The sequence below is a fragment of the Nocardia sp. NPDC003269 genome (assembly GCF_042888005.1).
Taxonomy (GTDB): domain Bacteria; phylum Actinomycetota; class Actinomycetes; order Mycobacteriales; family Mycobacteriaceae; genus Nocardia.
On sequence record NZ_JBIAPA010000001.1, the window covers coordinates 1,921,378 to 1,941,897 of the forward strand.

The following is a 20,520-nucleotide window of genomic DNA, read 5'->3' on the forward strand; positions in this document are numbered from 1 at the left end:
GAGTCCGCACGGCCCTCAGCGCTCGCTGTCGAGCGCCGCCATCTGCGCGGGCGCGTAGCGATCGCCCGCGACCGCGGCGGCCGGGGCTGCGGCCTCCAGCGCGGCCAGTTCCGCCGGGGTGAGGGCGACGGTGAGGGCGTCGAGTGTCTCGCTCAGCCGGGCCCGGGTGCGAGCGCCGATCACCGGGACGATGTCGGTGCCCCGGCTCAGCGCCCAGGCGATCGCCAGCTGCGCCACCGAAACACCGCGTGCGGCGGCGATGTCGGCGAGCGCGTCGACCAAACGCAGGTTCCGCGTGAGGTTCTCGCCCTGGAAGCGCGGGCTGTGGGTGCGGAAGTCGGTGGCATCGGCGGGTGCGCCGCCCGCGCGGAAGGTGTCGCTGAGCAGGCCGCGGGAGAGTACGCCGTAGGCGGTGATGCCGACGCCGAGTTCCCGTGCCACCGGCAGGATCTCGTCCTCGATGCCGCGCGTGATCAGCGAGTACTCGATCTGTAGATCGACGATCGGATGCACCGCGGCGGCCCGGCGCAGCGTGTCGGCGCCGACTTCGGACAGGCCGATGTGGCGGACGTAGCCCGCCTCGACCAGGTCGGCGATGGCGCCGACGGTGTCCTCGATCGGCACATCGGGGTCGAGCCGGGCCGGGCGGTAGATGTCGATGTGGTCGACGCCGAGCCGGGTGAGGCTGTAGGTGAGGGAGTTGCGGACGGCGGCGGGCCTGCCGTCGAAGCCGGCGAACGAGCCGTCGGGGCCGCGCAGCGCGCCGAACTTCACGCTGAGCAGTACGTCCTCGCGGGCTCGTTCGGCGATGGCCTTGCCGATCAGCAGTTCGTTGTGGCCCGCGCCGTAGAAGTCGCCGGTGTCGATGAGGGTGATGCCCGCGTCGATCGCGGCGTGCAGGGTGGCGGTGGATTCGCGGTCGTCGGTCGCGCCGTACATGCCGGACATGCCCATCGCGCCGAGGCCGATGCGGCTGACGCGGGGGCCGCCGGTACCGAGGGTGGTCGAGGGGGTGTGCGGGGAGTTCGTCATGACCTCAGCCTGCGCGGGCCGGGCGGCGCGCGGCAGAGAGCGTTCATCGGGGGATCGCCGGTCCCTGGCTGGGCGGAGCTGGGTAGGCGCACCATGGAGACATGGACCGCACCGAGCTCGCCGACTTCCTGCGCAGGCATCGTGAACAGCTCACGCCCGCCGACGTCGGCCTGCCGCCCGGGGTGCGCCGCCGGACGCCGGGCCTGCGCCGCGACGAGGTCGCCCTGCTCACCGGCATGTCGACCGACTACTACACCCGGCTCGAGCAGGCGCGCGGTCCGCGTCCGTCGACCCAGGTGCTCACCGCGCTGGCCAGGGCCCTGCGCTTGAGCGCCGACGAACGCGACCACCTGTTCCACCTGTGCGGGCACCCGTCACCGGACCGCGAGCTGCGGGACAAGCACGTCGGCCCCGGGCTGCTGCACATGCTGTCCAAGCTCGACGACACGCCGGCCGCGGTGGTCACCGAGCTGGGTGAGGTGCTCGTGCAGAACCGCATGCACACGCTGCTGGCTGGCGACCACGGCGACCGCAGCGGGCTCGATCGCTACTACGCCTGGCGCTGGTTCACCGATCCCGCCGCCAGAACCGTCTTCCCGGAAGAGGATTGGGGCCGGCTCGGCCGCAGCCACGTCGCCGACCTGCGCGCCACCGCGGCGCGCCGGGCCGACGACCCCGAGGTCACCCACTACATCGCCGAATTACGGCGCAACAGCCCGGAATTCGAGGCGCTGTGGAACGAACACGAAGTGGCGGTGCGGGTCACCGACGCCAAACGCTTCGTCCATCCCGAGGTGGGACTGATCGACACCGTCTGCGAGGTGCTGGTGACCCGGAACGCGGCCCAGCGCCTGCTGGTCTACCTGCCCCGGCCCGGTACCGACGCCGCGGAGAAGATGGCGCTGCTGCGGGTGATCGGCACCCAGCGGCTGAGCCCGGCGTGAGGCGTCAGGGCGCCCCGGTGACGTAGGCGAGCGCGGTGTCGACGGCGGGCTGCCCGCCCGCCAGCGCGTATCCGGCCAGCGCGCCGATCGCGGCGCCCGCCACGGTCGCCACCGGCACGGTGATGAAATCGAGGACGAACAGCCCGAGCGGGAACCCGAGGACGAACCCGATCGCGGCCCCGATCACCGCGCCCTGGATGATCTCCGGCTGCAACCGCTGGGTCTCGGCGAAGAAGCGTTCCTGGGCGCTGATGTCGCGCACCGGGGTATCGGACTCGCCGATCGGGGTGAGGGTGAGGCTGGTGCCCGCCGCGTCGATGGCGGGCGTCAGCGGCACCTCGTGCTCGCCGAGCCGCACGACCATCGGCAGCGCGGCGATCACCGCGCCCGCGGCATCGGTGACGGTGACGACCTTCGCGTCGTGCGCCAGCTGGAACCGGCCAGCGTCGAGCGTGGTCACCACGGCGCGTCGATCCTCGGACACGCCGACCTGGTAGTTCACGTCCTTGTCGACGCCGCGCAGCTGGATGCCGGGCTGCGCTGGCTCGGCGGCGCCAACTCCCGTACCCGCCAGGGTGACCCCCATAGCCAGCAGCGCCGCGCCGATCCCCGTGCCGATCCTCATCCCGCCAAGCCTCCCGCTGTCCTATCCGGGAGCCGATCGTCCCGTCCGTCGCGGCAAACCTAACCGCTGGCACGCTTTTCGGAAAGTTGTCGGACTGTCGCGCGCGTGCGTGGGGCCGGTGGTCAGCGGGCCGCGGACGACAGGTCGGCCATGGGTGGACGACGGGCGAACTCCGGTGCGTGTTCCGGGCGCAGGCCGATACCGCCCAGGTACGCGGTGAGCCCGGCCAGGACCGGCACCGCGTCGACGACTCGCAGCGGGAGGGGAGCGGTGTGCAGGGTCCCGCGCAGGGCGGGGGCGATGAGCAGGTCGTGTTCGCCGCGCTGGGAACGCTGGGTGAAACTCGCGGGCAGCATCCGCCTGCGCTGCACTTTGTCCAGGTCGGCGAGGCCCACCGTGCCGTCGAGCAGCGGCTGGGCGAGCAGGCGCGCGGCGGCGACGGCGTCCTGTATCGCCAGGTTCACGCCGACACCGCCGACCGGCGACATCGTGTGCGCGGCGTCGCCGATGCACAGCAGGCCGGGCACGTACCAGCGGTCGAGCATGCCGACCGTCACCTCGAGCAGCTTGACGTCGTCCCAGGAGCCGATCGCCGCGGTCGCCTCGGCGGGCCAGCCGAACAGTTCGGTGATCCGGTCGCGCAGCCAGGCCACGTCGTTGGCCGCGCGCAGCGTCGCATCGCGGCCCTTCTCGATGATGTAGCCGGTCTGGTAGTAGTCGCCGCGGTCGATCGCCACCGCGGAGTTCCCGCTGGTGAAGCGGGCCTGTACCGCGCCGCCCTCGGTGTCGTCGGCGGATTTCGGGATGCGGAAGAACCACATGTCCATCGGTACGTCCTCGGTTCGCTGACGCAGGCCCGCGGCCTCGCGCGCCACCGAATCGCGGCCGTCGCAGGCGAGCACCAGGTCGGCGCGCAGGGTGTGCTCGATGCCGTCGGCGTCGCGATAGCGCACGCCGGTGACCGTGTCGGATTCGTGGATCAGGCCGATGACGGTCGAGCGCATGCGCAGGGTGAAGGTCGGCTCGGTGGCGGCGGCACGGACCAGCAGATCGAGGAAATCCCACTGCGGAACCATCGCGATGTGCCGGTACCGACCGGGGATCCGGGTGAGATCGGCGGCGACGACCATCCGGTCGCCCGCGTACATGCACATCCTGGTGAGCGCGGATTGCGGCAGCCGGGCGAAGTCCGGGCCGAGGCCGAGTTCGTCGAGCAGCCGCACGGTCGACGGATGCACGGTGTCGCCGCGGAAATCCCGCAGGAAGTCGGGGTGCTTCTCCAGCACCGTCACCTCGACGCCCGCCCTGGCCAGCAGCAGGCCCGCCATCGTGCCCGCCGGTCCGCCGCCGACGATGCAGCACGTGGTCTTGTCCATCAGAACCCCCTCGAACGCCATTGTCTACGACAAAGCGTAGTAGGCGAGTCCGGGCGCGGTCCATGGTTTTCGGAAATTCCGGGCAGCCCTTGACGACCGGAGGTGGGCGCGCAATACTGAACTAGATGGTTCAGTATGACTTCCTGGATGCCTCGTTCGGGGCGCTCGCGGACCCCACCCGGCGGGGCATCCTCGAGCGACTCGGGCGTGGGCCCGCCAGTATCAGCGAGTTGGCCGAGCACTTCGAGATGACCTTGACCGGCATCAAGAAGCACATCGGTCTGCTGGAGAACGCGGGCATGGTGGTCACCGAGAAGCGTGGGCGGGTCCGGTACTGCCGGATCGGTGACCACGTCTTCGACCGGGAGGTGGCCTGGATGCAGGGTTATCGGCAGATGCTCGAAGCCCGGATGGACCGTCTCGGTGAATTCCTCGAACGAACGGAGCCAGAGCAATGAGCACAACGACCAACGACGCGGTCATCACCTCGACCTCGGACCGCGAAGTCCACATCGAACGCGATTTCGACGCACCGCTGGACCGGGTGTGGAACGCCTACAGCCGGATCGAGCAGCTCTCGCGCTGGTGGGGCCGCGGGCATGTGGTCGACGTCGAACGCTGGGAATTCCGCAAGGGCGGGCACTGGCGCTTCGTCGAGCACGACGGCGACGAGTCCTACGGGTTCGAGGGCCGCTTCCGCGAGATCACCCCGAAGGAGCGGATCGTGCAGTCCTTCGAATGGGACGGCATGCCCGCGCACATCTCGATCGACTCGACCACCTTCGTCGACCTGGGCAACGGCCGCACCAGGGTGGTCACCGACAGCATCTTCCACACCGCCGAGGAATGCGCGGGCATGCTCGCCTCCGGGATGGAAGGCGGCCTCAACGACAGCTACCGCGCCCTCGACGTACTGCTGGCCGAGGGTCGCTAGCGATCGCCGATCCGGCGCCGCGGCAGGCGGTGCCGGATCAGCGGTGGGCGCAGCCGGTGGCCCGCTTGCGCGGCTTCAAGCGCAGCGGCGGCAGCGGCGGAGCGGGGATCCGCTCCTCGGGCGGATGGCCGACCACCCCGGCGAAACGGCTGGTGTCGTGCGTTTCCCAGGCATCGCGGGCCGCGATGATCTCGTCGTGGCTGCGGCCGACGAAGTTCCACCACATCACCAGCTCCTCGGCGAACGGCTCGCCGCCGATCAGGGCGAAGTGCGCGCCCTCGGAGCTCGCCAGGCGCAGTTCGGCCCGATCGGTGCCCAGATAGAGCAGGGGCCCGGCGGTGAGCTCGGTGCCGTCCACGACGACCGTGCCCTCGACGACCAGCACCGCGTGCTCGAACGCGCGTTCCAGCGGCAGCCGCACCTCGGCGCCGGGGTCGAGCACGACATCGGCCCCGACGATCGGGGTGTAGGCCCGCGCCGGCGAGGTGACACCGCCCAGCGAGCCGATCAGCACGGTGGCCCGCAGCCCCGGCTCCTCGTATACGGGCAGCTCGCGATGCTGCTCGAAATGCGGTTCGACGCCGGTCGCGGTGCCCGGCAGGGCGATCCACAGCTGCAGGCCGTTGCCCGCGTGCGCGCCGGGGACGCCGAACTCCGAATGCGCGATGCCGCGACCCGAGGTCATCAGGTTCAGCTGGCCCGGCTCGATCTCGACATCGGAGCCCACCGAATCCCGGTGCCGGATCCGGCCGTCGAACGGCCAGGTCACCGTCTGCAAGCCGATGTGCGGGTGCGGCAGGATATCGGGCGACGCGCCGGTCCGGGTGACGGTCGGTGAGCCGAACCGGTCCAGGAAGCACCACGCGCCGACGGTCGGCAGGTCACGTTGCGGCAGGGTGCGTTCCACGTACACGCCGCGCACGCCACCCAGCGGTACCTCCCTGGCGGGGTACAGCTCGGTGATCGGTCCCGGACTCGGCGACGGTTCGCACAGCGCCTCGGCGGGATCGAGCTCCATATCGCTCACTTGGCGATGCCCTTGCCGACGACGTGCGCGTCGTACTCGGGGTGCTTGTCGAGCCAGCCGCGGATGAACGGGCAGTGCGCGGTGATGGTGCGGCCGCGCGCGATCACGTCCTCGACGGCCTGGCGGGCGAGCACACCGCCCAGACCCTTGCCCGCGTACGCGCCGTCGATCTCGGTGTGGATGAAATCGGTGTCGTTGTCGCGCTCGATGTACTCGGCGAAGCCGGCCAGTTCGCCGTCGTAGAACACGTCGTAGCGGTTCTTCGCCGGGTTGTTGGCGACGCGGCGCTCCGGCTCGGTCGACGCGGGCTGGGCGGCGGGGGTGGTCTCGGACATCTTCTTGCGCTCCTTCCGCACCGGAACTGGGTGCGCGCTCAGGATCGACACGCGGTTGAACGCGCCGATCGCGACGGCGATCCAGACGATCACCGAGATCTGTTCATCGGACCAATGCTCGCGCGCGATCTCGTATTCCCGATCGGTGCGCTCCTCGTCGGGCAGCGTGGTGACGGCCTCGGCCAGCCCGAGGGCGGCCCGGTCGGCGGCCGAATACGTGCCGCCGCGCCGCCACGCGGGCAGCACCGCGATCTCCTGCGCCGACAGGCCTGCGCCCAGGCCCGCGTGCTCGTGCACGTCGAGGCAGTACGGGCAGCCGTTGATCTGGGAGACCCGCAGATTGATCAATTCGATCAGCCGCCGCTCGATCCCCGCGGCCGCGGCGGCGGCGCGGATCTCGGCGGCGGTCGCGCTGAGCGCCTTGAAGATCGCCGGATGCTGCTTGTCGATCCACACGCGGTCGTGGCGTTCGGTCACCCTGGCGATGCTAGCGCCGCGCGCCGCGGCCCGTCGGACCGCGGCGCGCCGACGGTTACTCCCGGCCCGCGGAGGTGAAGGACATGTCGGCGTACCGGTTGCCCGCCACTTGCGCGGCGATCGGCTCCAGCGTCGCGAGCTCCTCGGCGGTGAGCCGCACCGTGGCCGCCGCGACGTTCTCGGCCAGCCGGGCGCGCTTGCGGGTGCCGGGGATCGGCACGACCGGCAGGCCGTGCGCCTCGGCGCGCGCGTGCACCCACGCCAGCGCCGCCTGGGCCCTGGTGATCCCGTTGGCCTCGGCGATCGCCGCCAGCGGGGCGAGCAGCTCGGCGTTGTGCTCGGCGTTGTCGCCGGTGAAGCGGGGTTGGAACCGGCGGAAGTCCTTGTCGCCGAGGTCGTTCGCGGTGCGGAAGGCGCCGGTGAGGAAGCCGCGGCCCAGCGGCGAGTACGGCACGAAGGCCACGCCGAGTTCGGCGGCGGCGGGCACCGCGGTGCGCTCCACGTCGCGGGAGAACAGCGACCATTCCGACTGCACGGCCGCGATCGGGTGCACCGCGTGCGCGGCCCGCAGCTCGTCGCCGGTCACCTCGGAGAGCCCGAGCGCGCGGACCTTGCCCGCCGTGACGAGTTCGGCCAGCGTGCCGACGGTCTCCTCGATCGGCACCCGCGGATCGCGGCGGTGCATGTAGTACAGGTCGATGGTGTCGATGCCGAGGCGGCGCAGGCTCGCGTCGACCGCGGCGCGGATGTACCCCGGGGAGTTGTCGAAGCCGCGGTAGCCGGGGTCGTCGGCCTTGCGGACGATGCCGAACTTGGTCGCGATCACCAGCTCGTCGCGGTGCGCGCGGACGAACCCGGACAGGAACTCCTCGTTGTGGCCCGAGCCGTAGATGTCGGCGGTGTCGAACAGGGTGACGCCGAGTTCGAGCGCGTGCTCGAGGGTGGCGCGCGATTCGGCCTCGTCGGTCTCGCCGTAGAACTCGCTGATGCCCATGCAGCCCAGGCCCTGCACGCCGACCAGCGGCCCGTCGGTGCCGAGGGCGGTGGTCGGCAGCGTCGCGGTGGTGCTCATGTATCGGTTCCTTCGCTCGTGTGCGCGGTGCCCGTGGCCGGCCGATCGGCCTCGGATCTGCCCTCGTAGATGGCGATCTTGTAGTCGAGGACGGCCACGGTCTGCTGGAGTTCCGCGATCTTGTCGAGCACGTCGGACCTGGTCTGCCGGAACATCTCGAGCCGCTCCGGGTAGGTCTGCTCACCCGCCCTGACCAGTTCGGCGTAGCGGATCATGTCGGCCACCGGCATGCCGGTGAGCCGCAACCGGCTGATCAGCTCCAGCCATTCCAGGTCGCGGTCGCTGAAGCGCCGGTTGCCGGTGTGGTCGCGGCCGACGTACCCCATCAGCCCGATCCGCTCGTACCAGCGCAGGGTGTCGCGACTGAGCCCGGAGCGTTCGGCGACCTCACCGATCGAGTAGCGCGGGCGTTCGCGATCGTCGCCCCCGGCTGTGGTGCGCAGGGCCGCGTCCTTGTCCATCGTGCTCGTCCCTTTCTCGTGGAACCCCACCGACGTTATCCACCTGGAGTGCGCTCCAAGCAAGACTTGTTCTCGCGGGACGAGCGAATTCAGTTGTACTTCGGCAGCTCCTGCACGGCCCACCGGTTGCCGTCGGGGTCGGCGAAGAAGGTGAACAGGCCCCAGCCCATGTCCTGCACCGGGCTGGCCTCCACGCCGGCGGCCACGAGCTGCTCGTAGGCCTGCTGCGCGCTGGGGACGACCATCTGCATGCCCTCGACGCTGCCGGGGGCGGCGCTGGTCAGGCCGCGGCCGATGCAGATCGAGCAGCCCGAGCCGGGCGGGGTGAGCTGGACGAAGCGGATGTCCGGGCTCGGGGTGTGGTCGTGATCGGCGTTGAAGCCGATGCTGGTGTAGAAGTCCTTGGCCCGATCGACGTCGGTGACCGGGATGGCAACGAGTTCGATTTTCCAATCCATGCCGTTCAGCATGGCACCGGTGGCCGACAGAAACGTAGTCTGGATCACATGGCTGGTAAGAACATCGACCGCGTCAGGGCCCGATCGGCCTGGGAGACGGTCAAGGAGAGCCCGGTGATCACCGCGATCGCGGTGGCGCCGGTGGTGCTGGTGCTCGGCGTGGTGTGGTGGCTGACGAACGGTTTCGTCGCCTTCGTGCTGCTCGCCCTGCTCGGGGTCGGCATCGTCGTCGGCGGCAAGCTGCTCAAGTAGCCGCGGCCGCCTCAGCGCGGAACGTGGAAGAAGGTGAGTTCACCCGAACCCGGGTCCAGCTGTGCCCACGGCCGGTCGAACTCGAGCACGGCCAGCGCCGAGGTGGGGAACTTGCGGCTGAGCTCGGTCGCCTGATCCGAGTCGCGATTGGCCGCGAGTTCCCAAGCGGTCCACGGGATTCCGGGCACGTGGCCGACGACGAGCAGGGTGCCGACGGCATCGTCGGTGAGCTGGATCAGCTCGATCAGGGTGTGCGGGTTCGCCTCGTAGATGTCGTCGGTGTACTCCACCGGCGCGTCGATCCCGGTCGCGGCGAGCGTCTGCCTGGTCCGGGTGGCCGTCGAGCAGCGCACCGCGTCGATCGGCGGCTGGGTGTCGCGCAGCCAGGCACCGGCCAGGGCCGCCTCCCGCTGCCCACGCGGCGCCAGCGGGCGGGCGTGATCGCCGACTCCGTCGGGGTACGCCGATTTTCCGTGCCGCATCAGGATGAGGGTCGCCACCATGGGAACCACCGTAATCCCGACCGCGGGTGAGGTCGCGGTCACACTCGAGGCACACTGAAAGCTGCGTCACCGTAGATGTGTTCGTGGCACACCCGCCGCGGGCCCGCTCCGGACGACGTCTCGAGCCACCGACCACACATTTCGAGGATCTGCACACTATGGCCTACGTCATCACGCAGCGTTGTTGCAACGACGCCAGCTGCGTCACCGAGTGCCCGGTCGACTGCATTCGCCCGACTCCGGATCAGCCGGAGTTCGCCACGGCGGAGATGCTGTACATCGACCCCGACACCTGCATCGACTGCGGAGCCTGTGTCGACGCGTGCCCGGTGGACGCCATCTTCTCCGAGGACGACCTGCTCGCCTCGCTGGCCAGGTACCGCGAGATCAACGCCGCCTACTTCCAGCGCCACCCGCTGGAGTCGAACTTCGATCCGCTGGCCACCCCGACCCGTCCGCCCAAGGACCTGGGCACCCTGCGCGTCGCGATCGTCGGCGCGGGCCCGGCCGCCTGCTACGCCGCCGACGAACTGCTGCGCCGCAGCGATGTCGAGGTCGAGATGTTCGACCGGCTGCCGACCCCCTGGGGTCTGGTGCGGGCGGGCGTCGCGCCCGACCACGCGGGCACCAAGAACGTGGCGAACATGTTCGACTCGGCCTTCCGCCGCGAGACGCTGCAGTACTACCTCAACGTCGAGGTGGGGCAGCACATCGACCACCAGGAACTGCTCGATCACCACCACGCGGTGATCTACGCGGTCGGCGCGTCCAGCGACCGCAAGCTCGGCGTGCCCGGCGAGGACCTGCCCGGCAGCCACTCGGCCACCGAGTTCGTCGCCTGGTACAACGGTCACCCCGACTTCGCCGATCGCGAGTTCGACCTGTCCGGCGAGCGCGCGGTGATCGTCGGCAACGGCAACGTCGCGCTCGACGTCGCCCGCGTGCTCACCGTCGACCCGGACGAGCTCGCCAAGACCGACATCGCCGACCACGCCCTGGACGCGCTGCGCAACAGCAACATCCGCGAGGTGGTGATCCTCGGCAGGCGCGGCCCGCTGCAGGCCGCCTACAGCACCCCGGAGTTCCTGTCGCTGACGCACCTGAAGGGTGTCGACGTCGTCGTCGATCCGGCCGATATGGTCCTGGACCCGCACAGCCAGGCCCTGCTGGACGACCCGAACATCGAGCCGTCGCTGCGGCTGAAGTACACCCTCGCCCAGGAGTACGCCACCGCGGAGCACGACCCGGCGCACAAGCGGATCGTCTTCCGCTACCTGACCACGCCGACCGCCGTGCACGGCGAGGGCAATGCCACCTCGATCGAATTCGCGCACAACGAATTGACCGAGGAGAACGGGCAATTGGTGGCCACCGCCACCGACCGCACCGAGTCGCTGGACACCGGTCTGGTGCTGCGCTCGATCGGTTACCGCGGCGTGCCGATCGCGGGCCTGCCGTTCGACGAGCGGCGCGGCACCGTGCCCAGCGAGCACGGCCGCGTCATCGAGGCGACCGAGCCGGTGCCGGGCGTGTACGTCTCCGGCTGGATCAAGCGCGGTCCGCGCGGCGTGATCGGCTCCAACCGGGTCGACGCCGAGGAGACGGTGGAGGCGCTGATCGCCGACTTCATCGCGGGCAAGCTGACCGCGCCGACCGGTGACCGGGCGGCGCTGCAGGCCCTGCTCGCGCAGCGGCAGCCGGAGCTGGTCGACCGCAAGGGCTGGAAGACCATCGACCAGGCCGAGAAGGCGGCGGGCAAGGCGGCCGGCAGGCCGCGGGTCAAGTTCACCACCCGCGCCGACCTGCTCAAAGCGGCCAAGGGCTAGCCGGAAGGCCCCGGTCCGCGCGGCGGGCCGGGGCTAGTCCGGCAGGGGCATGATCCGGACGACGGTCGTGGTGATCCCCCCGACCACGAACCACAGCCGCAGCACCGGGCGGCCGGTCCGGTCACCCGGTTCGTAGCGGCCGCGCACCGTGATGTGCTCGCGGGCCAGCACGGGCGCCACGTATTCGATGACCGCGCGGTGCGGTCCGGCGACCAGCTTGGGATAGTCGACCAGGAACTGCTCGACGGCCTGCCAGTAGCAGGTGTGATTGACGTGGTTGTACTGGTCGATATCGGTCGCGCGCACCGGGAACGGCAGATCGGTGTCGGACTCGCGCGGCGCCGGATCGGTGAGATAGGGCCGCCAGCGTAACCGGTGCTCATCGGTGGATCGGGCCAGGTAGGCCAGGCCCTCGTCGCTGATCCGGGCGGGCAGGTTGCTGGACTCGCTGAGATTGATCCAGAAGCCCTCGGTCTCGATCAGGCCGCCGCCGTCGCTGGTGATCCGGGTGCGCATGTTCGTCCACCGGGTCGACATGCTCGAACACCAGCGGGTCAGGTGCACCTGATCGGGCCAGGTGACCGGCCGGAGGACATCGATGACGGTGCGGCGCACGATCCAGGTGGGGTCGGTGCGGTGCAGGGCCGTCTGGTGGAGTTCGTCCCAGGAGATGTCCTGCAGATAGCGCGCCACGGCATCGAAGCGCAGCCGGTGATAGGGATCCACGTCGCCAGCCCGGACGGGCCACGCCGCGGCGAAACCCATGCCCTCCTGGGGAAGCGGGGCCAGTGGCTGTTCGAGTGACACGTGTGCTCCTTGCACGGCGCACCAGGTGTGCCGCGACTTCTTGCGTAGTTCTGCTGACGACTTTACGGGGCGCAGATCACACCCTCACGCGGAGCCGGGGCAAGCGGTATCGGATTCCACCGGCTCCCGGTAGCCTGCAGGAATGGCCGGCGGGGCGATGGCGGGCTCGATGTTCGGGCGCTATGAGATGCGCAGACTCCTCGGAGTCGGCGGTATGGGGGAGGTCTACGAGGCCTACGACACCTCCAAGAGTCGCACTGTCGCCGTCAAGGTACTCAACCGCGAGCTGGCCAGGGACCCCGTCTACGTGCAGCGATTCCGCCGGGAGTCGCACGCGATGGCGAGTGTGCAGGAACCGCACGTCATCCCGGTGCACGACTGGGGCGAGGTCGACGGCGTCCTCTACATCGACATGCGGCTGGTCAAGGGCACCGATCTCAAGGACCGCCTGCAGCGGCACGGCAGGCTGACGCCCGGCGAGGCGGTGCAGGTGGTGGAGCAGATCGCCGCCGCGCTCGACGCCGCGCACGAGATCGGCCTGATCCACCGCGACGTGAAGCCGGCCAACATCCTGCTCACCAGCAGCATGTTCGCCTACCTGGTCGACTTCGGCATCGCCCACACCGACTCCGATCCGCAGCTGACCAGCACCGGCAGTGCCGTCGGCTCGATGGCCTACATGGCGCCGGAGCGCTTCGAGGACGCGCCGCTGACCGCCGCCGTCGACACCTACGCGCTCACCTGTGTGCTCTACGAGGCGCTGGTCGGGCGGGTCCCGTACCCGGTGAACAGCCTCGCGGGCGCGATCGGCTCGCATCAGATGGCGCCACCGCCGCGGCCGAGCGCCGTCGACCCGGCGCTGGAGTTCTTCGATCCGGTGATCGATCGCGGCATGGCCAAGCGGCCGGGGCAGCGCTACGCCACCCCCGGTGACCTGGCCCGCGCCGCCCGCGCGGCGCTGGTGCAGGGTGAGCGGGCCGCCCCGCGTACCGCGCCGGGTCCGCAGGTGGCGGCGGCGACCGTGGTCGGCCCGGTGACCGGGCCCCGGTCCTACGACACCGGTGCGCCGCCACCGCCGACCGTGTCCGGCCCCCAGGTGGTGGTTCCGCAGGTCTCCGGTCCGCAGCCGCAGTGGACCCCGCCGCCGGGCTATCAGGTCTCCGCCCCGCAGCAACCCACCCGGGTCGGCGGCTACACGCATCCGTCCGCGCCGTTGCCGCTGCCGCCGCAGCGCGGTTCGTCGACGCCGATCCTGGCCGGGGCGCTGGGCGCGCTGATCGTGGTGGCCGTGGTCGGCGCCGCGGTGTGGGTGATGCTGAGCGTCGGCGACGACAAGCAGAAGACCATCGCCGATCCACCGATCACGACGACCGGTGAGCTCGTCCCGCCGCCGGTGATCGACACGGTCAGCCAGACCGTCACCACCACGCGGGTCGTGCCGACCCCGACCAGGACGACGGTGCCGCCGCTGCAATCGAGTGTCAGCGGCGCCGACGGCCAGGGCTTCCTGAACAGCCCACGCTGCAACGACAACGACGCCGCGATGACGATCGCGCGCACCACCGGTTCGCGCGTGGTCATCTGCCATACCGGCGACAACCGCTACTACTACAAGGGCGCCAGGGCCAGCGACGGTCTCGGCATCGAACTCGACGACCCGGTGCCGACCGGCGGCGGCGGTTTCACCGCCACCAACCCGACCGACGGCACGCAGTATCAGCTCAGCCCCGCCGGGCTCACCATCGTCAAGGGTGGATCCGTGCTGGCCAGCGAGTCGGTGACGGAATTCGCCCATCGCTGATCGGCCCGCCGGGATATGTTCGCGGTAGAGGGTGTCACCGAGAGAGGTTTTGGAAAATGCGCGCAGCCCAGGTCGGCAAGCTGGATGGTCCGTCGGCGATCGAGATCGTCGACCTGCCCGAGCCGGTGGCCTATCCCGGCGGGGTCCTGATCGACGTGCACGCCGCGGGCATCGCCTTCCCGGACGTGCTGATGACGCGCGGCCTGTACCAGATGAAGCCGGGCCTGCCGTTCGTCGTCGGCGGTGAGGTGGCGGGCGTGGTGCGCGAGGCGCCGGAGGGCTCGGCGCTGCGTCCCGGTGATCGGGTCGCCGCGCTGACCATGCTCGGCAACGCCGTCGCCGAAGTGGCCGTCTCGCCCGAGCACGCCGTGTTCAAGCTGCCCGACAACGTCTCGCTCGACGCGGGTGCCGGCATCCTGTTCAACGACCTCACCGTGCACTTCTGCCTGACCAAGCGCGGCCGGATCGCCCAGGGCGAGACGGTGCTGGTGCACGGCGCGGCGGGCGGCATCGGTACCTCCACCCTGCGGATGGCCAGGGCGCTGGGCGCGGGCCGGGTGATCGCCGTGGTGAGCACCGAGTCGAAGGCGCAGGTGGCCAAGGCCAACGGCGCGACCGACGTCGTGCTGACCGAGGGCTGGCTGGCCGCGGTGAAGGAGCTCACCGACGGCCGCGGCGTCGACATCGTGCTCGACCCGGTGGGCGGCGACCGCTTCACCGACAGCGTCCGCTCGCTGGCCGGTGGCGGCAGGCTGCTGGTGGTCGGTTTCACCGCGGGCGAGATCCCGACCGTGAAGGTGAACCGGCTGCTGCTCAAGAACGTCGAGGTGGTCGGGGCCGCGTGGGGCGAGTGGGTGATGACGCACCCGACCTACCTGGCCGAACAGTGGGCCGAGGTCGAGCCGCTGCTGGCCTCCGGTGCCATCCCCGCGCCGGAGCCGGTGCTGTACCCGCTGGAGAAGACCGCCGAAGCCGTTGCGGCGCTGGACAACCGGACCGCCACCGGCAAGGTCGTCGTCCAGCTGCGCTGAGCGCGGACCGGGGTGGGCCAGTATCGTCCACCTCGTCACCGGGCCGTCGAAGGAGTCGCATGCAGCTGTCGAATCGGGTGCTGAACCGGACGCTGCTCGCGCGGCAGCACCTGCTGGAGCGCTCGACGCTGAGCACCCCGCAGATGTGCGATCACCTCATCGGCCTGCAGGCCCAGGATGTGCCGCCGCCGTTCGTCGGATTGTGGAGCCGGATCACCGATTTCGATCCGGCGACGGTGTCGGCCGGGCTGGAGGATCGGTCGCTGGTGCGGATCACCCTGATGCGCGGCACCATTCACCTGGTCACTCCGCCGGACGCGCTGCGGATCGCGCCGCACATCCAGCCGGAACTGGAGAAGGTGCCGTTCCGCAAGGGCTTCAACTACGGGGCGATGGTCGGTCTCGATCCCGAGGAGCTGCGCGCGCACGGCGAATCCGTGCTCGGCGACGCGCCGATGGCCGCCGCCGACCTGCGCGCCGAGGCGGCCAGGCGCTACCCCGACCGCGATCCGGGCCCGGTCGTGCAGACCTGGCTCTACCAGCTCCCGGTCCTGCAGACCCCGCCGCGCGGCCGCTGGCGCGACAACAGCAGGCCGGTGTGGTCGCGGGTCGAACCCTGGCTGGGCGCCCCGCTCGACCCGGACTATCCGGTGGCCGAACTGATCCTGCGCTACCTGCGCGCGTTCGGGCCCGCCAGCACGATGGACATGCAGACCTGGTCCCGGCTGCCCGCCATGAAGCAGGCCGTCGCCGCGCTGGGCGACCGGGTCCGCACCTACACCGACGAACGCGGCCGCACCCTCTACGACGCCGCCGACCTCACCCTCGCCGACCCCGATCAGCCCGCGCCGGTCCGCCTGCTCGGCTGGTACGACAACCTGCTGCTGTCCCACCAGGACCGCAGCCGCGTCCTCGGCGACGATTCCGCGCCGCCGCTGCGCGCCTTCGCCTCCTGGGTCTCCCCGGTGCTCATCGACGGCTTCCTCGCGGGGATGTACAAGGTCTTCGTGAAGTCCGGCACCGCGCGACTGCGGATCAGCCCGGTCCGTGCCTGGACGAAAGCCGAAGCGGCGCAGGTCGAAGCGGAGGCCGCGGCGCTGCTCGCCTTCCTCGAACCGGAATCCACGCCCGCCGTGGAGATCCTGGCGCCCGGCGCGGACGTCCGGCCGTGACACGCGTTTAACGCCGTGGCAACACCGGCTTCCTAGGGTCGGTGCCACGACGTTCATGGCTGCAACGGACGACGTGCTCCGCTGATCCGGGCGGGCGAACCAGCCGCATCCGCAGAAGAGGTGCGCGCATGGGTTCCCCCGCGTCCGTTGTCATCACCGACGTCACCGTCTACACCGAACAGGGCTGGGCGCCCGGCGAGGTCGTCGTCCGCGACGGTGTCGTCGTCGCCCTGGCGGCCGGTCCCGAACACGCCGGTCTGCCCCGTTTCGACGGCGGTTCCGGCTATCTGCTGCCCGGCTTCGTCAACACCCACACCCACCTGCAACAAGCCGTGCTGCGCGGTGCCGGCGAGGGTCTGCCGCTGCTCGAATGGTTGCGCTGCGTCGGTGAGTTCACGGTCGCGGCTACGCCGGAGCAGACCTATCTCTCGGCGCTGGCCGGTGGTCTGGAACTGCTGCGCAGCGGGGTCACCACGGTGGTCGAGCACCTGTGGCCGAACCCGTCGGACGCGGTCCACCAGGCGATGATCCGGGCGCTCGACGAGCTCGGTATCCGGGTCGTGCTCGGTCGCGGCATCGCCGATCGCGCCGATATCACCCGCAAGTGGGGCCTGGATCCGCGCCTGCTGCAGCCGCTGGACGAGGCGCTGGCCCACGTCGACGCCCTCGATGCGCAACTGCGCGGCACCCGGATCACCACCGCGCTGGCCGTGCCGAACCCCCGCTGCCTCACCCCGGAGGGGATGGCCGCCACCCGCGAATACGCCAAGGCGACCGGCAAGACGGTATCGATACATGTTCTGGAGACCACCACCGACGACGACATGTGCCGATTGCATGCAGGCGCCGGTGCCGTCGACTACCTCGACGCGAGCGGTTTCCTCTGGGATCGCACCTTGGCGGTGCACTGCGTCAACCTCGACGCGCACGGCCGCGCGGTCTTCGCCGAGCGCGGTGTGGCCGTGTCCTACAACCCGGTCTCCAATATGCGTCTCGGCAGCGGCGTCGCCCCGGTGCCGGAGCTGCTGGCCGCGGGCGTCGACGTGACGCTCGGCGTCGACGGTGCCGCCAGCAACGACACCCAGGACATGCTGCTGGCGCTGCGCTTCGGCGCGTTCCTGCAGCGTGCGGCCAACAAGCGGGCCGATCTGCTCGGCTTCGCCGACATGCTGCACATGGCCACCGGCGCGGCGGGCCGCGTCCTCGGCGGGCCGAGCCGCACCGGCGTCGCCGTCGGTGACCGCGCCGACCTCACCCTGGTCCGCTTCGATCGCGACTTCGCCTGCCTGCCGGTACTCGACCCCGGCGCCACGCTGCTCACCGCCGCGTCGCCCCGGGTGATCGACACCGTCTGGGTCGACGGCGAGGCCGTGCTCCGCGACGGCGTCAGCACCCGGGTCGACGCGCAGGACCTCGCATCGCGCCTGCTTCGCATGCGCTGATTGTTAATACGTCGGAAACGAACAACACATTGCATGTAATTCTGGCAATTCACACTCATATCAATCACAAGTTGCACGCAACATCGACAACCCGCAGGGGAAGGTGATCACGGTGACGCTCTACGACACGGTGAACGACGCCGACGCGAGGACGCTGCTGTCCGGCCTGGAGGTCTCCTTCGCCGGCGTCGGCAAGCGATTCGGCGGCGACGAGGGCACGCTCGCCCTGACCGAGATCGACCTCGACCTCCGCGAGGGCGAATTCGTCGCGGTGGTCGGCCCGTCCGGCTGCGGCAAGTCGACGCTGCTGCGCCTGGCCGCCGGCCTCGAAGCGGTGAGCACGGGCGCCGTCGCGGTCCGCACGGACTCGATCGGCTTCATCTTCCAGGAGGCCACCCTGCTGCCGTGGCGCAAGGTCCGCCGCAATGTCGAACTCTCGGCCCAGCTGGCCGGGGTCGACCGGGCGGTGCGCCGCGAGCGGGTCGAGCGCGCCATCGCGGCGGTCGGTCTCGCCGACTTCGCGAACAAGCTGCCGCACCAGCTCTCGGGCGGCATGCGGATGCGCGTCTCGCTGGCCAGGGCGCTCGCGCTGGAACCGCGGCTGATGCTGCTCGACGAGCCGTTCGGCGCGCTCGACGAGATGACCAGGCTGAACATGCAGGAGGAACTGCTGCGGCTCTACCGGGACAACGCCTTCACCGCGCTGTTCATCACCCACTCGGTCTCCGAGGCGGTGTTCCTGGCCTCGCGGGTGGTGGTGATGTCGGCCCGGCCGGGCCGCGTCCACGAGGTGATCGACGTGGACCTGCCGTACCCGCGGGACCGGGAGCTGCGCTTCGACCCCGCCTTCACCGAACTCGTCTCGCGCGTCTCGCGCTCGCTGAAAGAGGCTGCCTGATGGTCAGTATCGCGGCCCGCGCCGTCGCTCCCGCCCGTTCGCGCCCGGCTCTGCCGGTGCCACAGCTCCGCAAGCTCGCCCGCGTGCTCGTCGCGCCCGCGGTGTCGATCGCGCTGGCGCTGGCCGCCTGGTACGCGGTGTCGATGCTGGTGCTCAGCGAAAGCCGCCGCTTCCTGCTGCCGCCGCCGCACGTCGTGTTCGGCGAATCCCTCGCCGACCCGGCCAAGCTCGAGGTGATGGTCGAGGCGCTGGCGGTCACCGCCCGCGTCGCGCTCACCGGGCTGCTGATCTCGGCGGTGCTCGGTGTCGCCATCGCGGTGCTGATGAGCCAGGCCAAGCCGATCGAACAGGTCGTCTACCCGTATGCCGTGGTCCTGCAGGCCATTCCGGTGCTCGCGGTGGTGCCGCTGATCGGGCTGTGGCTGGGCTACGGTTTCGCCGCCCGCACGACGGTCTGCGTGCTCATCGCCATCCACCCGATCATCGCGATGACCCTGTTCGGCATCAAATCCGTCGACGCCAACCTCCAGGAACTGTTCACCCTCGGCCGCGCGGGCAGGCTGCGCAGGCTCTGGTCGCTGCAACTGCCCGCCGCGCTGCCCTCGACCCTGACCGGATTGCGCACCGCCGCCGGGCTCTCGGTCACCGGCGCGATCATCGGCGACATGTTCTTCGCGCAGGGCAAACCCGGCATCGGCACCCTGCTCGACACCTACCGCGCCCGCCTGCAATCGGAGGACCTGATCGGCGCGCTGCTGCTGGCCGCGCTGTTCGGCGTGCTCGTGTTCACCGTTTTCACCGTGGTGCAGAAGGTCAGCGTCGGCCGCTGGCACAACTCCGCGCACTAGCTCGTCCCCCCGCACAGAGGATCAACCATGAAGACACTTCCCCTGCGGCGCGTCGGCATCGCCGCGCTCGCCGTGCTGCTGGCCGGCGCCGCGACCGCCTGTTCCGACGACACCGCCGACGGTCCCGCCGTCGCACTGGAACCGGCGCCCGCCGAGCAGCAGCTCGCCGGGGCCTGCCCGAGCACCGTCGTCGTCCAGTTGCAGTGGGCGCCGGAGACCGACTCCGGGCCGATCTTCGGCCTGCTCGGTCCCGGCTACCGGGTCGACGCCGACAACAACAAGATCACCGGACCGCTGGTCGCCGACGGCAAGGACACGGGGGTGAAGCTGGAGATCCGGGCGGGCGGCCCGGCGATCGGCTTCCAGACGGTGCCGTCGCAGATGTATGTCGACCAGAGCATCACCCTGGGGCTGGCCCATTCCGAGCACGCCATCGCCGCCGCCGGTCAGCAGCCGATCGTCGCGGTCACCACGCTGCTGCGCAACAGTCCGCAGATGCTGATGTGGGATCCGAAGACGCACCCGGAGTGGCAGGGCATCGCCGATATCGGCAAGTCGGGCAAGCCGATCGTGGTGTCGAAGGGACAGCTGTACCCGGACTGGCTGGTCGCTCGCGGGCTGGTGCAGCAGAGCCAGGTCGACGCCTCCTACGACAACTCCCCGTCGCGGTTCGTCACCGATCCGTCCTTCGCCCAGCAGGGTTTCGCCAATGCCGAGCCCTTCACCTACGAGCACGAGGTGCGGGCCTGGCACAAGCCCGTCGCCTATCAGCTGCTCAAGGACGTCGGATACGAGGGCTACGCCCGCACCGTGAACGTGCGCGCCGACAAGCTCGCCGAACTGCGGCCCTGCTTGCAGAAGCTGGTGCCGATGATCCAGCAGGCGACCGCGCGGTTCAAGGCCGATCCCGCACCCGTCAACGACGTCGTCGTCGACGTGGTGTCGAAGAACCCCAAGCTCAACCCCTACAGCGCGGAACTGGCCGCGTTCGGGTCGACGGCCCTCATCGACGGCGGCCTGATCGGCAACGACACCGACGGTGTCCTCGGCAGTTTCGACGAGGCCCGCGTCCAGCGCATCATCGACGAATTCGGCCCCATCCTGCGCAAGGGCGGCGCGAACGTGCCGACCGGACTGACCGCGAAGGACCTGGTCACCAAGGAATTCCTCGATCCCGCCATCTCCGTCACCGGATAAGG

At 70.4% G+C, this 20,520-nt stretch carries 22 protein-coding genes and 1 pseudogene; 12 read left to right on the forward strand and 11 right to left on the reverse strand.

The genetic code is table 11. The annotated features are described in order from the left end of the window. Nucleotides 1–15 precede the first annotated feature (15 nt). On the reverse strand, nucleotides 16–1,032 hold the full coding sequence (locus tag ACFYWJ_RS09020; protein ID WP_355273803.1) for an aldo/keto reductase: 1,017 nt from the start codon (nucleotides 1,030–1,032) through the stop codon (nucleotides 16–18). A 101-nt stretch (nucleotides 1,033–1,133) separates the two neighbouring features. Between ACFYWJ_RS09020 and ACFYWJ_RS09025 the strand changes: the two genes are divergently transcribed. After that, complete coding sequence (locus ACFYWJ_RS09025; RefSeq protein ID WP_355273800.1) at nucleotides 1,134–1,976, forward strand: helix-turn-helix transcriptional regulator; 843 nt, start codon at nucleotides 1,134–1,136, stop codon at nucleotides 1,974–1,976. Nucleotides 1,977–1,980: 4 nt separating this feature from the next. Here ACFYWJ_RS09025 and ACFYWJ_RS09030 read toward each other — a convergent pair whose 3' ends face one another. Both ACFYWJ_RS09030 and ACFYWJ_RS09035 read right to left on the reverse strand, forming a co-directional pair. Beyond that, entirely contained in the window at nucleotides 1,981–2,601 is a 621-nt protein-coding gene (locus ACFYWJ_RS09030; RefSeq protein ID WP_355273798.1) for a hypothetical protein, read from the reverse strand. A 122-nt stretch (nucleotides 2,602–2,723) separates the two neighbouring features. Beyond that, complete coding sequence (locus ACFYWJ_RS09035; RefSeq protein ID WP_355273795.1) at nucleotides 2,724–3,977, reverse strand: FAD-dependent oxidoreductase; 1,254 nt, start codon at nucleotides 3,975–3,977, stop codon at nucleotides 2,724–2,726. Between the two features lie 125 nt (nucleotides 3,978–4,102). Here ACFYWJ_RS09035 and ACFYWJ_RS09040 point away from each other — a divergent pair, with 125 nt between their 5' ends. Further along, on the forward strand, nucleotides 4,103–4,435 hold the full coding sequence (locus ACFYWJ_RS09040; RefSeq protein WP_355273792.1) for a metalloregulator ArsR/SmtB family transcription factor: 333 nt from the start codon (nucleotides 4,103–4,105) through the stop codon (nucleotides 4,433–4,435). Continuing rightward, nucleotides 4,432–4,911 (forward strand): SRPBCC family protein, encoded by a 480-nt coding sequence (locus ACFYWJ_RS09045; protein WP_355273790.1) that lies wholly within the window; start codon nucleotides 4,432–4,434, stop codon nucleotides 4,909–4,911. The genes ACFYWJ_RS09040 and ACFYWJ_RS09045 overlap by 4 nt, the downstream gene beginning before the upstream one ends. A gap of 37 nt (nucleotides 4,912–4,948) precedes the next feature. Here ACFYWJ_RS09045 and ACFYWJ_RS09050 read toward each other — a convergent pair whose 3' ends face one another. The 6 genes and pseudogenes from ACFYWJ_RS09050 to ACFYWJ_RS09075 form a co-directional block, all read right to left on the reverse strand. Continuing rightward, nucleotides 4,949–5,929 (reverse strand): pirin family protein, encoded by a 981-nt coding sequence (locus ACFYWJ_RS09050; protein ID WP_387161443.1) that lies wholly within the window; start codon nucleotides 5,927–5,929, stop codon nucleotides 4,949–4,951. A gap of 5 nt (nucleotides 5,930–5,934) precedes the next feature. Next, nucleotides 5,935–6,273 (reverse strand): GNAT family N-acetyltransferase, encoded by a 339-nt coding sequence (locus ACFYWJ_RS09055; RefSeq protein ID WP_355274638.1) that lies wholly within the window; start codon nucleotides 6,271–6,273, stop codon nucleotides 5,935–5,937. Nucleotides 6,274–6,288: 15 nt separating this feature from the next. Then, nucleotides 6,289–6,750, reverse strand: a pseudogene (locus ACFYWJ_RS09060) (carboxymuconolactone decarboxylase family protein); the annotation flags it as partial. A 55-nt stretch (nucleotides 6,751–6,805) separates the two neighbouring features. Next, nucleotides 6,806–7,822 (reverse strand): aldo/keto reductase, encoded by a 1,017-nt coding sequence (locus ACFYWJ_RS09065; RefSeq protein ID WP_355273785.1) that lies wholly within the window; start codon nucleotides 7,820–7,822, stop codon nucleotides 6,806–6,808. Further along, the gene (locus ACFYWJ_RS09070) at nucleotides 7,819–8,283 is read right to left on the reverse strand and encodes a MerR family transcriptional regulator (protein WP_355273782.1); all 465 of its coding nucleotides are present in this window, start codon (nucleotides 8,281–8,283) and stop codon (nucleotides 7,819–7,821) included. The genes ACFYWJ_RS09065 and ACFYWJ_RS09070 overlap by 4 nt, the downstream gene beginning before the upstream one ends. 89 nt (nucleotides 8,284–8,372) lie before the next feature. Next, nucleotides 8,373–8,741, reverse strand: a complete 369-nt coding sequence (locus ACFYWJ_RS09075; RefSeq protein WP_218719632.1) for a VOC family protein — start codon at nucleotides 8,739–8,741, stop codon at nucleotides 8,373–8,375. 48 nt (nucleotides 8,742–8,789) lie between these two features. Between ACFYWJ_RS09075 and ACFYWJ_RS09080 the strand changes: the two genes are divergently transcribed. After that, nucleotides 8,790–8,993, forward strand: coding sequence for a hypothetical protein (locus tag ACFYWJ_RS09080; RefSeq protein WP_355273778.1), 204 nt, complete (start codon nucleotides 8,790–8,792; stop codon nucleotides 8,991–8,993). Nucleotides 8,994–9,004: 11 nt separating this feature from the next. On the opposite strand, the gene ACFYWJ_RS09085 is transcribed toward ACFYWJ_RS09080, so the two are convergent. Continuing rightward, nucleotides 9,005–9,496 carry a histidine phosphatase family protein gene (locus tag ACFYWJ_RS09085; protein WP_355273775.1) on the reverse strand — a complete coding sequence of 164 codons (492 nt, stop codon included), beginning with the start codon at nucleotides 9,494–9,496 and terminating at the stop codon, nucleotides 9,005–9,007. 158 nt (nucleotides 9,497–9,654) lie between these two features. On the opposite strand from ACFYWJ_RS09085, the gene ACFYWJ_RS09090 reads away from it, so the two are divergent. Continuing rightward, nucleotides 9,655–11,322, forward strand: coding sequence for an FAD-dependent oxidoreductase (locus ACFYWJ_RS09090; RefSeq protein ID WP_355273772.1), 1,668 nt, complete (start codon nucleotides 9,655–9,657; stop codon nucleotides 11,320–11,322). Between the two features lie 33 nt (nucleotides 11,323–11,355). Here the strand turns inward: ACFYWJ_RS09090 and ACFYWJ_RS09095 are convergent, their stop codons facing one another. Beyond that, nucleotides 11,356–12,129 (reverse strand): acyl-ACP thioesterase domain-containing protein, encoded by a 774-nt coding sequence (locus ACFYWJ_RS09095; RefSeq protein WP_355273769.1) that lies wholly within the window; start codon nucleotides 12,127–12,129, stop codon nucleotides 11,356–11,358. Nucleotides 12,130–12,271: 142 nt separating this feature from the next. Between ACFYWJ_RS09095 and ACFYWJ_RS09100 the strand changes: the two genes are divergently transcribed. From ACFYWJ_RS09100 to ACFYWJ_RS09130, 7 genes are all read left to right on the forward strand, one after another. Further along, nucleotides 12,272–13,930, forward strand: a complete 1,659-nt coding sequence (locus ACFYWJ_RS09100; RefSeq protein WP_355273766.1) for a protein kinase — start codon at nucleotides 12,272–12,274, stop codon at nucleotides 13,928–13,930. A 56-nt stretch (nucleotides 13,931–13,986) separates the two neighbouring features. Further along, nucleotides 13,987–14,961, forward strand: a complete 975-nt coding sequence (locus tag ACFYWJ_RS09105; RefSeq protein ID WP_355273763.1) for an NADPH:quinone oxidoreductase family protein — start codon at nucleotides 13,987–13,989, stop codon at nucleotides 14,959–14,961. A gap of 59 nt (nucleotides 14,962–15,020) precedes the next feature. Next, nucleotides 15,021–16,133: a winged helix DNA-binding domain-containing protein gene (locus ACFYWJ_RS09110; protein ID WP_355273760.1), complete on the forward strand. Its 1,113-nt coding sequence runs from the start codon at nucleotides 15,021–15,023 to the stop codon at nucleotides 16,131–16,133. A 128-nt stretch (nucleotides 16,134–16,261) separates the two neighbouring features. Further along, the gene (locus ACFYWJ_RS09115) at nucleotides 16,262–17,575 is read left to right on the forward strand and encodes an amidohydrolase family protein (protein WP_355273757.1); all 1,314 of its coding nucleotides are present in this window, start codon (nucleotides 16,262–16,264) and stop codon (nucleotides 17,573–17,575) included. A 112-nt stretch (nucleotides 17,576–17,687) separates the two neighbouring features. After that, nucleotides 17,688–18,473, forward strand: a complete 786-nt coding sequence (locus ACFYWJ_RS09120; protein ID WP_355273754.1) for an ABC transporter ATP-binding protein — start codon at nucleotides 17,688–17,690, stop codon at nucleotides 18,471–18,473. Then, a complete protein-coding gene (locus ACFYWJ_RS09125; RefSeq protein WP_355273751.1) occupies nucleotides 18,473–19,321 on the forward strand; it encodes an ABC transporter permease subunit in 849 nt (282 codons plus the stop codon). The genes ACFYWJ_RS09120 and ACFYWJ_RS09125 overlap by 1 nt, the downstream gene beginning before the upstream one ends. A gap of 27 nt (nucleotides 19,322–19,348) precedes the next feature. Beyond that, nucleotides 19,349–20,518 carry a nitrate ABC transporter substrate-binding protein gene (locus tag ACFYWJ_RS09130; protein WP_355273748.1) on the forward strand — a complete coding sequence of 390 codons (1,170 nt, stop codon included), beginning with the start codon at nucleotides 19,349–19,351 and terminating at the stop codon, nucleotides 20,516–20,518. Nucleotides 20,519–20,520: the final 2 nt, after the last annotated feature.

What these genes read in the sequence shown, in the direction of transcription:
- ACFYWJ_RS09075 (WP_218719632.1), bottom strand. Translation starts at nt 8,741, where the DNA reads ATGGATTGGAAAATCGAACTCGTTGCCATCCCGGTCACCGACGTCGAT.
- ACFYWJ_RS09115 (WP_355273757.1), top strand. Translation starts at nt 16,262, where the DNA reads ATGGGTTCCCCCGCGTCCGTTGTCATCACCGACGTCACCGTCTACACC.
- ACFYWJ_RS09040 (WP_355273792.1), top strand. Translation starts at nt 4,103, where the DNA reads ATGGTTCAGTATGACTTCCTGGATGCCTCGTTCGGGGCGCTCGCGGAC.
- ACFYWJ_RS09080 (WP_355273778.1), top strand. Translation starts at nt 8,790, where the DNA reads ATGGCTGGTAAGAACATCGACCGCGTCAGGGCCCGATCGGCCTGGGAG.
- ACFYWJ_RS09070 (WP_355273782.1), bottom strand. Translation starts at nt 8,283, where the DNA reads ATGGACAAGGACGCGGCCCTGCGCACCACAGCCGGGGGCGACGATCGC.
- ACFYWJ_RS09055 (WP_355274638.1), bottom strand. Translation starts at nt 6,273, where the DNA reads ATGTCCGAGACCACCCCCGCCGCCCAGCCCGCGTCGACCGAGCCGGAG.
- ACFYWJ_RS09105 (WP_355273763.1), top strand. Translation starts at nt 13,987, where the DNA reads ATGCGCGCAGCCCAGGTCGGCAAGCTGGATGGTCCGTCGGCGATCGAG.
- ACFYWJ_RS09065 (WP_355273785.1), bottom strand. Translation starts at nt 7,822, where the DNA reads ATGAGCACCACCGCGACGCTGCCGACCACCGCCCTCGGCACCGACGGG.
- ACFYWJ_RS09050 (WP_387161443.1), bottom strand. Translation starts at nt 5,929, where the DNA reads ATGGAGCTCGATCCCGCCGAGGCGCTGTGCGAACCGTCGCCGAGTCCG.
- ACFYWJ_RS09090 (WP_355273772.1), top strand. Translation starts at nt 9,655, where the DNA reads ATGGCCTACGTCATCACGCAGCGTTGTTGCAACGACGCCAGCTGCGTC.
- ACFYWJ_RS09125 (WP_355273751.1), top strand. Translation starts at nt 18,473, where the DNA reads ATGGTCAGTATCGCGGCCCGCGCCGTCGCTCCCGCCCGTTCGCGCCCG.
- ACFYWJ_RS09045 (WP_355273790.1), top strand. Translation starts at nt 4,432, where the DNA reads ATGAGCACAACGACCAACGACGCGGTCATCACCTCGACCTCGGACCGC.
- ACFYWJ_RS09130 (WP_355273748.1), top strand. Translation starts at nt 19,349, where the DNA reads ATGAAGACACTTCCCCTGCGGCGCGTCGGCATCGCCGCGCTCGCCGTG.
- ACFYWJ_RS09100 (WP_355273766.1), top strand. Translation starts at nt 12,272, where the DNA reads ATGGCCGGCGGGGCGATGGCGGGCTCGATGTTCGGGCGCTATGAGATG.
- ACFYWJ_RS09025 (WP_355273800.1), top strand. Translation starts at nt 1,134, where the DNA reads ATGGACCGCACCGAGCTCGCCGACTTCCTGCGCAGGCATCGTGAACAG.
- ACFYWJ_RS09035 (WP_355273795.1), bottom strand. Translation starts at nt 3,977, where the DNA reads ATGGACAAGACCACGTGCTGCATCGTCGGCGGCGGACCGGCGGGCACG.
- ACFYWJ_RS09085 (WP_355273775.1), bottom strand. Translation starts at nt 9,496, where the DNA reads ATGGTGGCGACCCTCATCCTGATGCGGCACGGAAAATCGGCGTACCCC.
- ACFYWJ_RS09110 (WP_355273760.1), top strand. Translation starts at nt 15,021, where the DNA reads ATGCAGCTGTCGAATCGGGTGCTGAACCGGACGCTGCTCGCGCGGCAG.
- ACFYWJ_RS09020 (WP_355273803.1), bottom strand. Translation starts at nt 1,032, where the DNA reads ATGACGAACTCCCCGCACACCCCCTCGACCACCCTCGGTACCGGCGGC.
- ACFYWJ_RS09030 (WP_355273798.1), bottom strand. Translation starts at nt 2,601, where the DNA reads ATGAGGATCGGCACGGGGATCGGCGCGGCGCTGCTGGCTATGGGGGTC.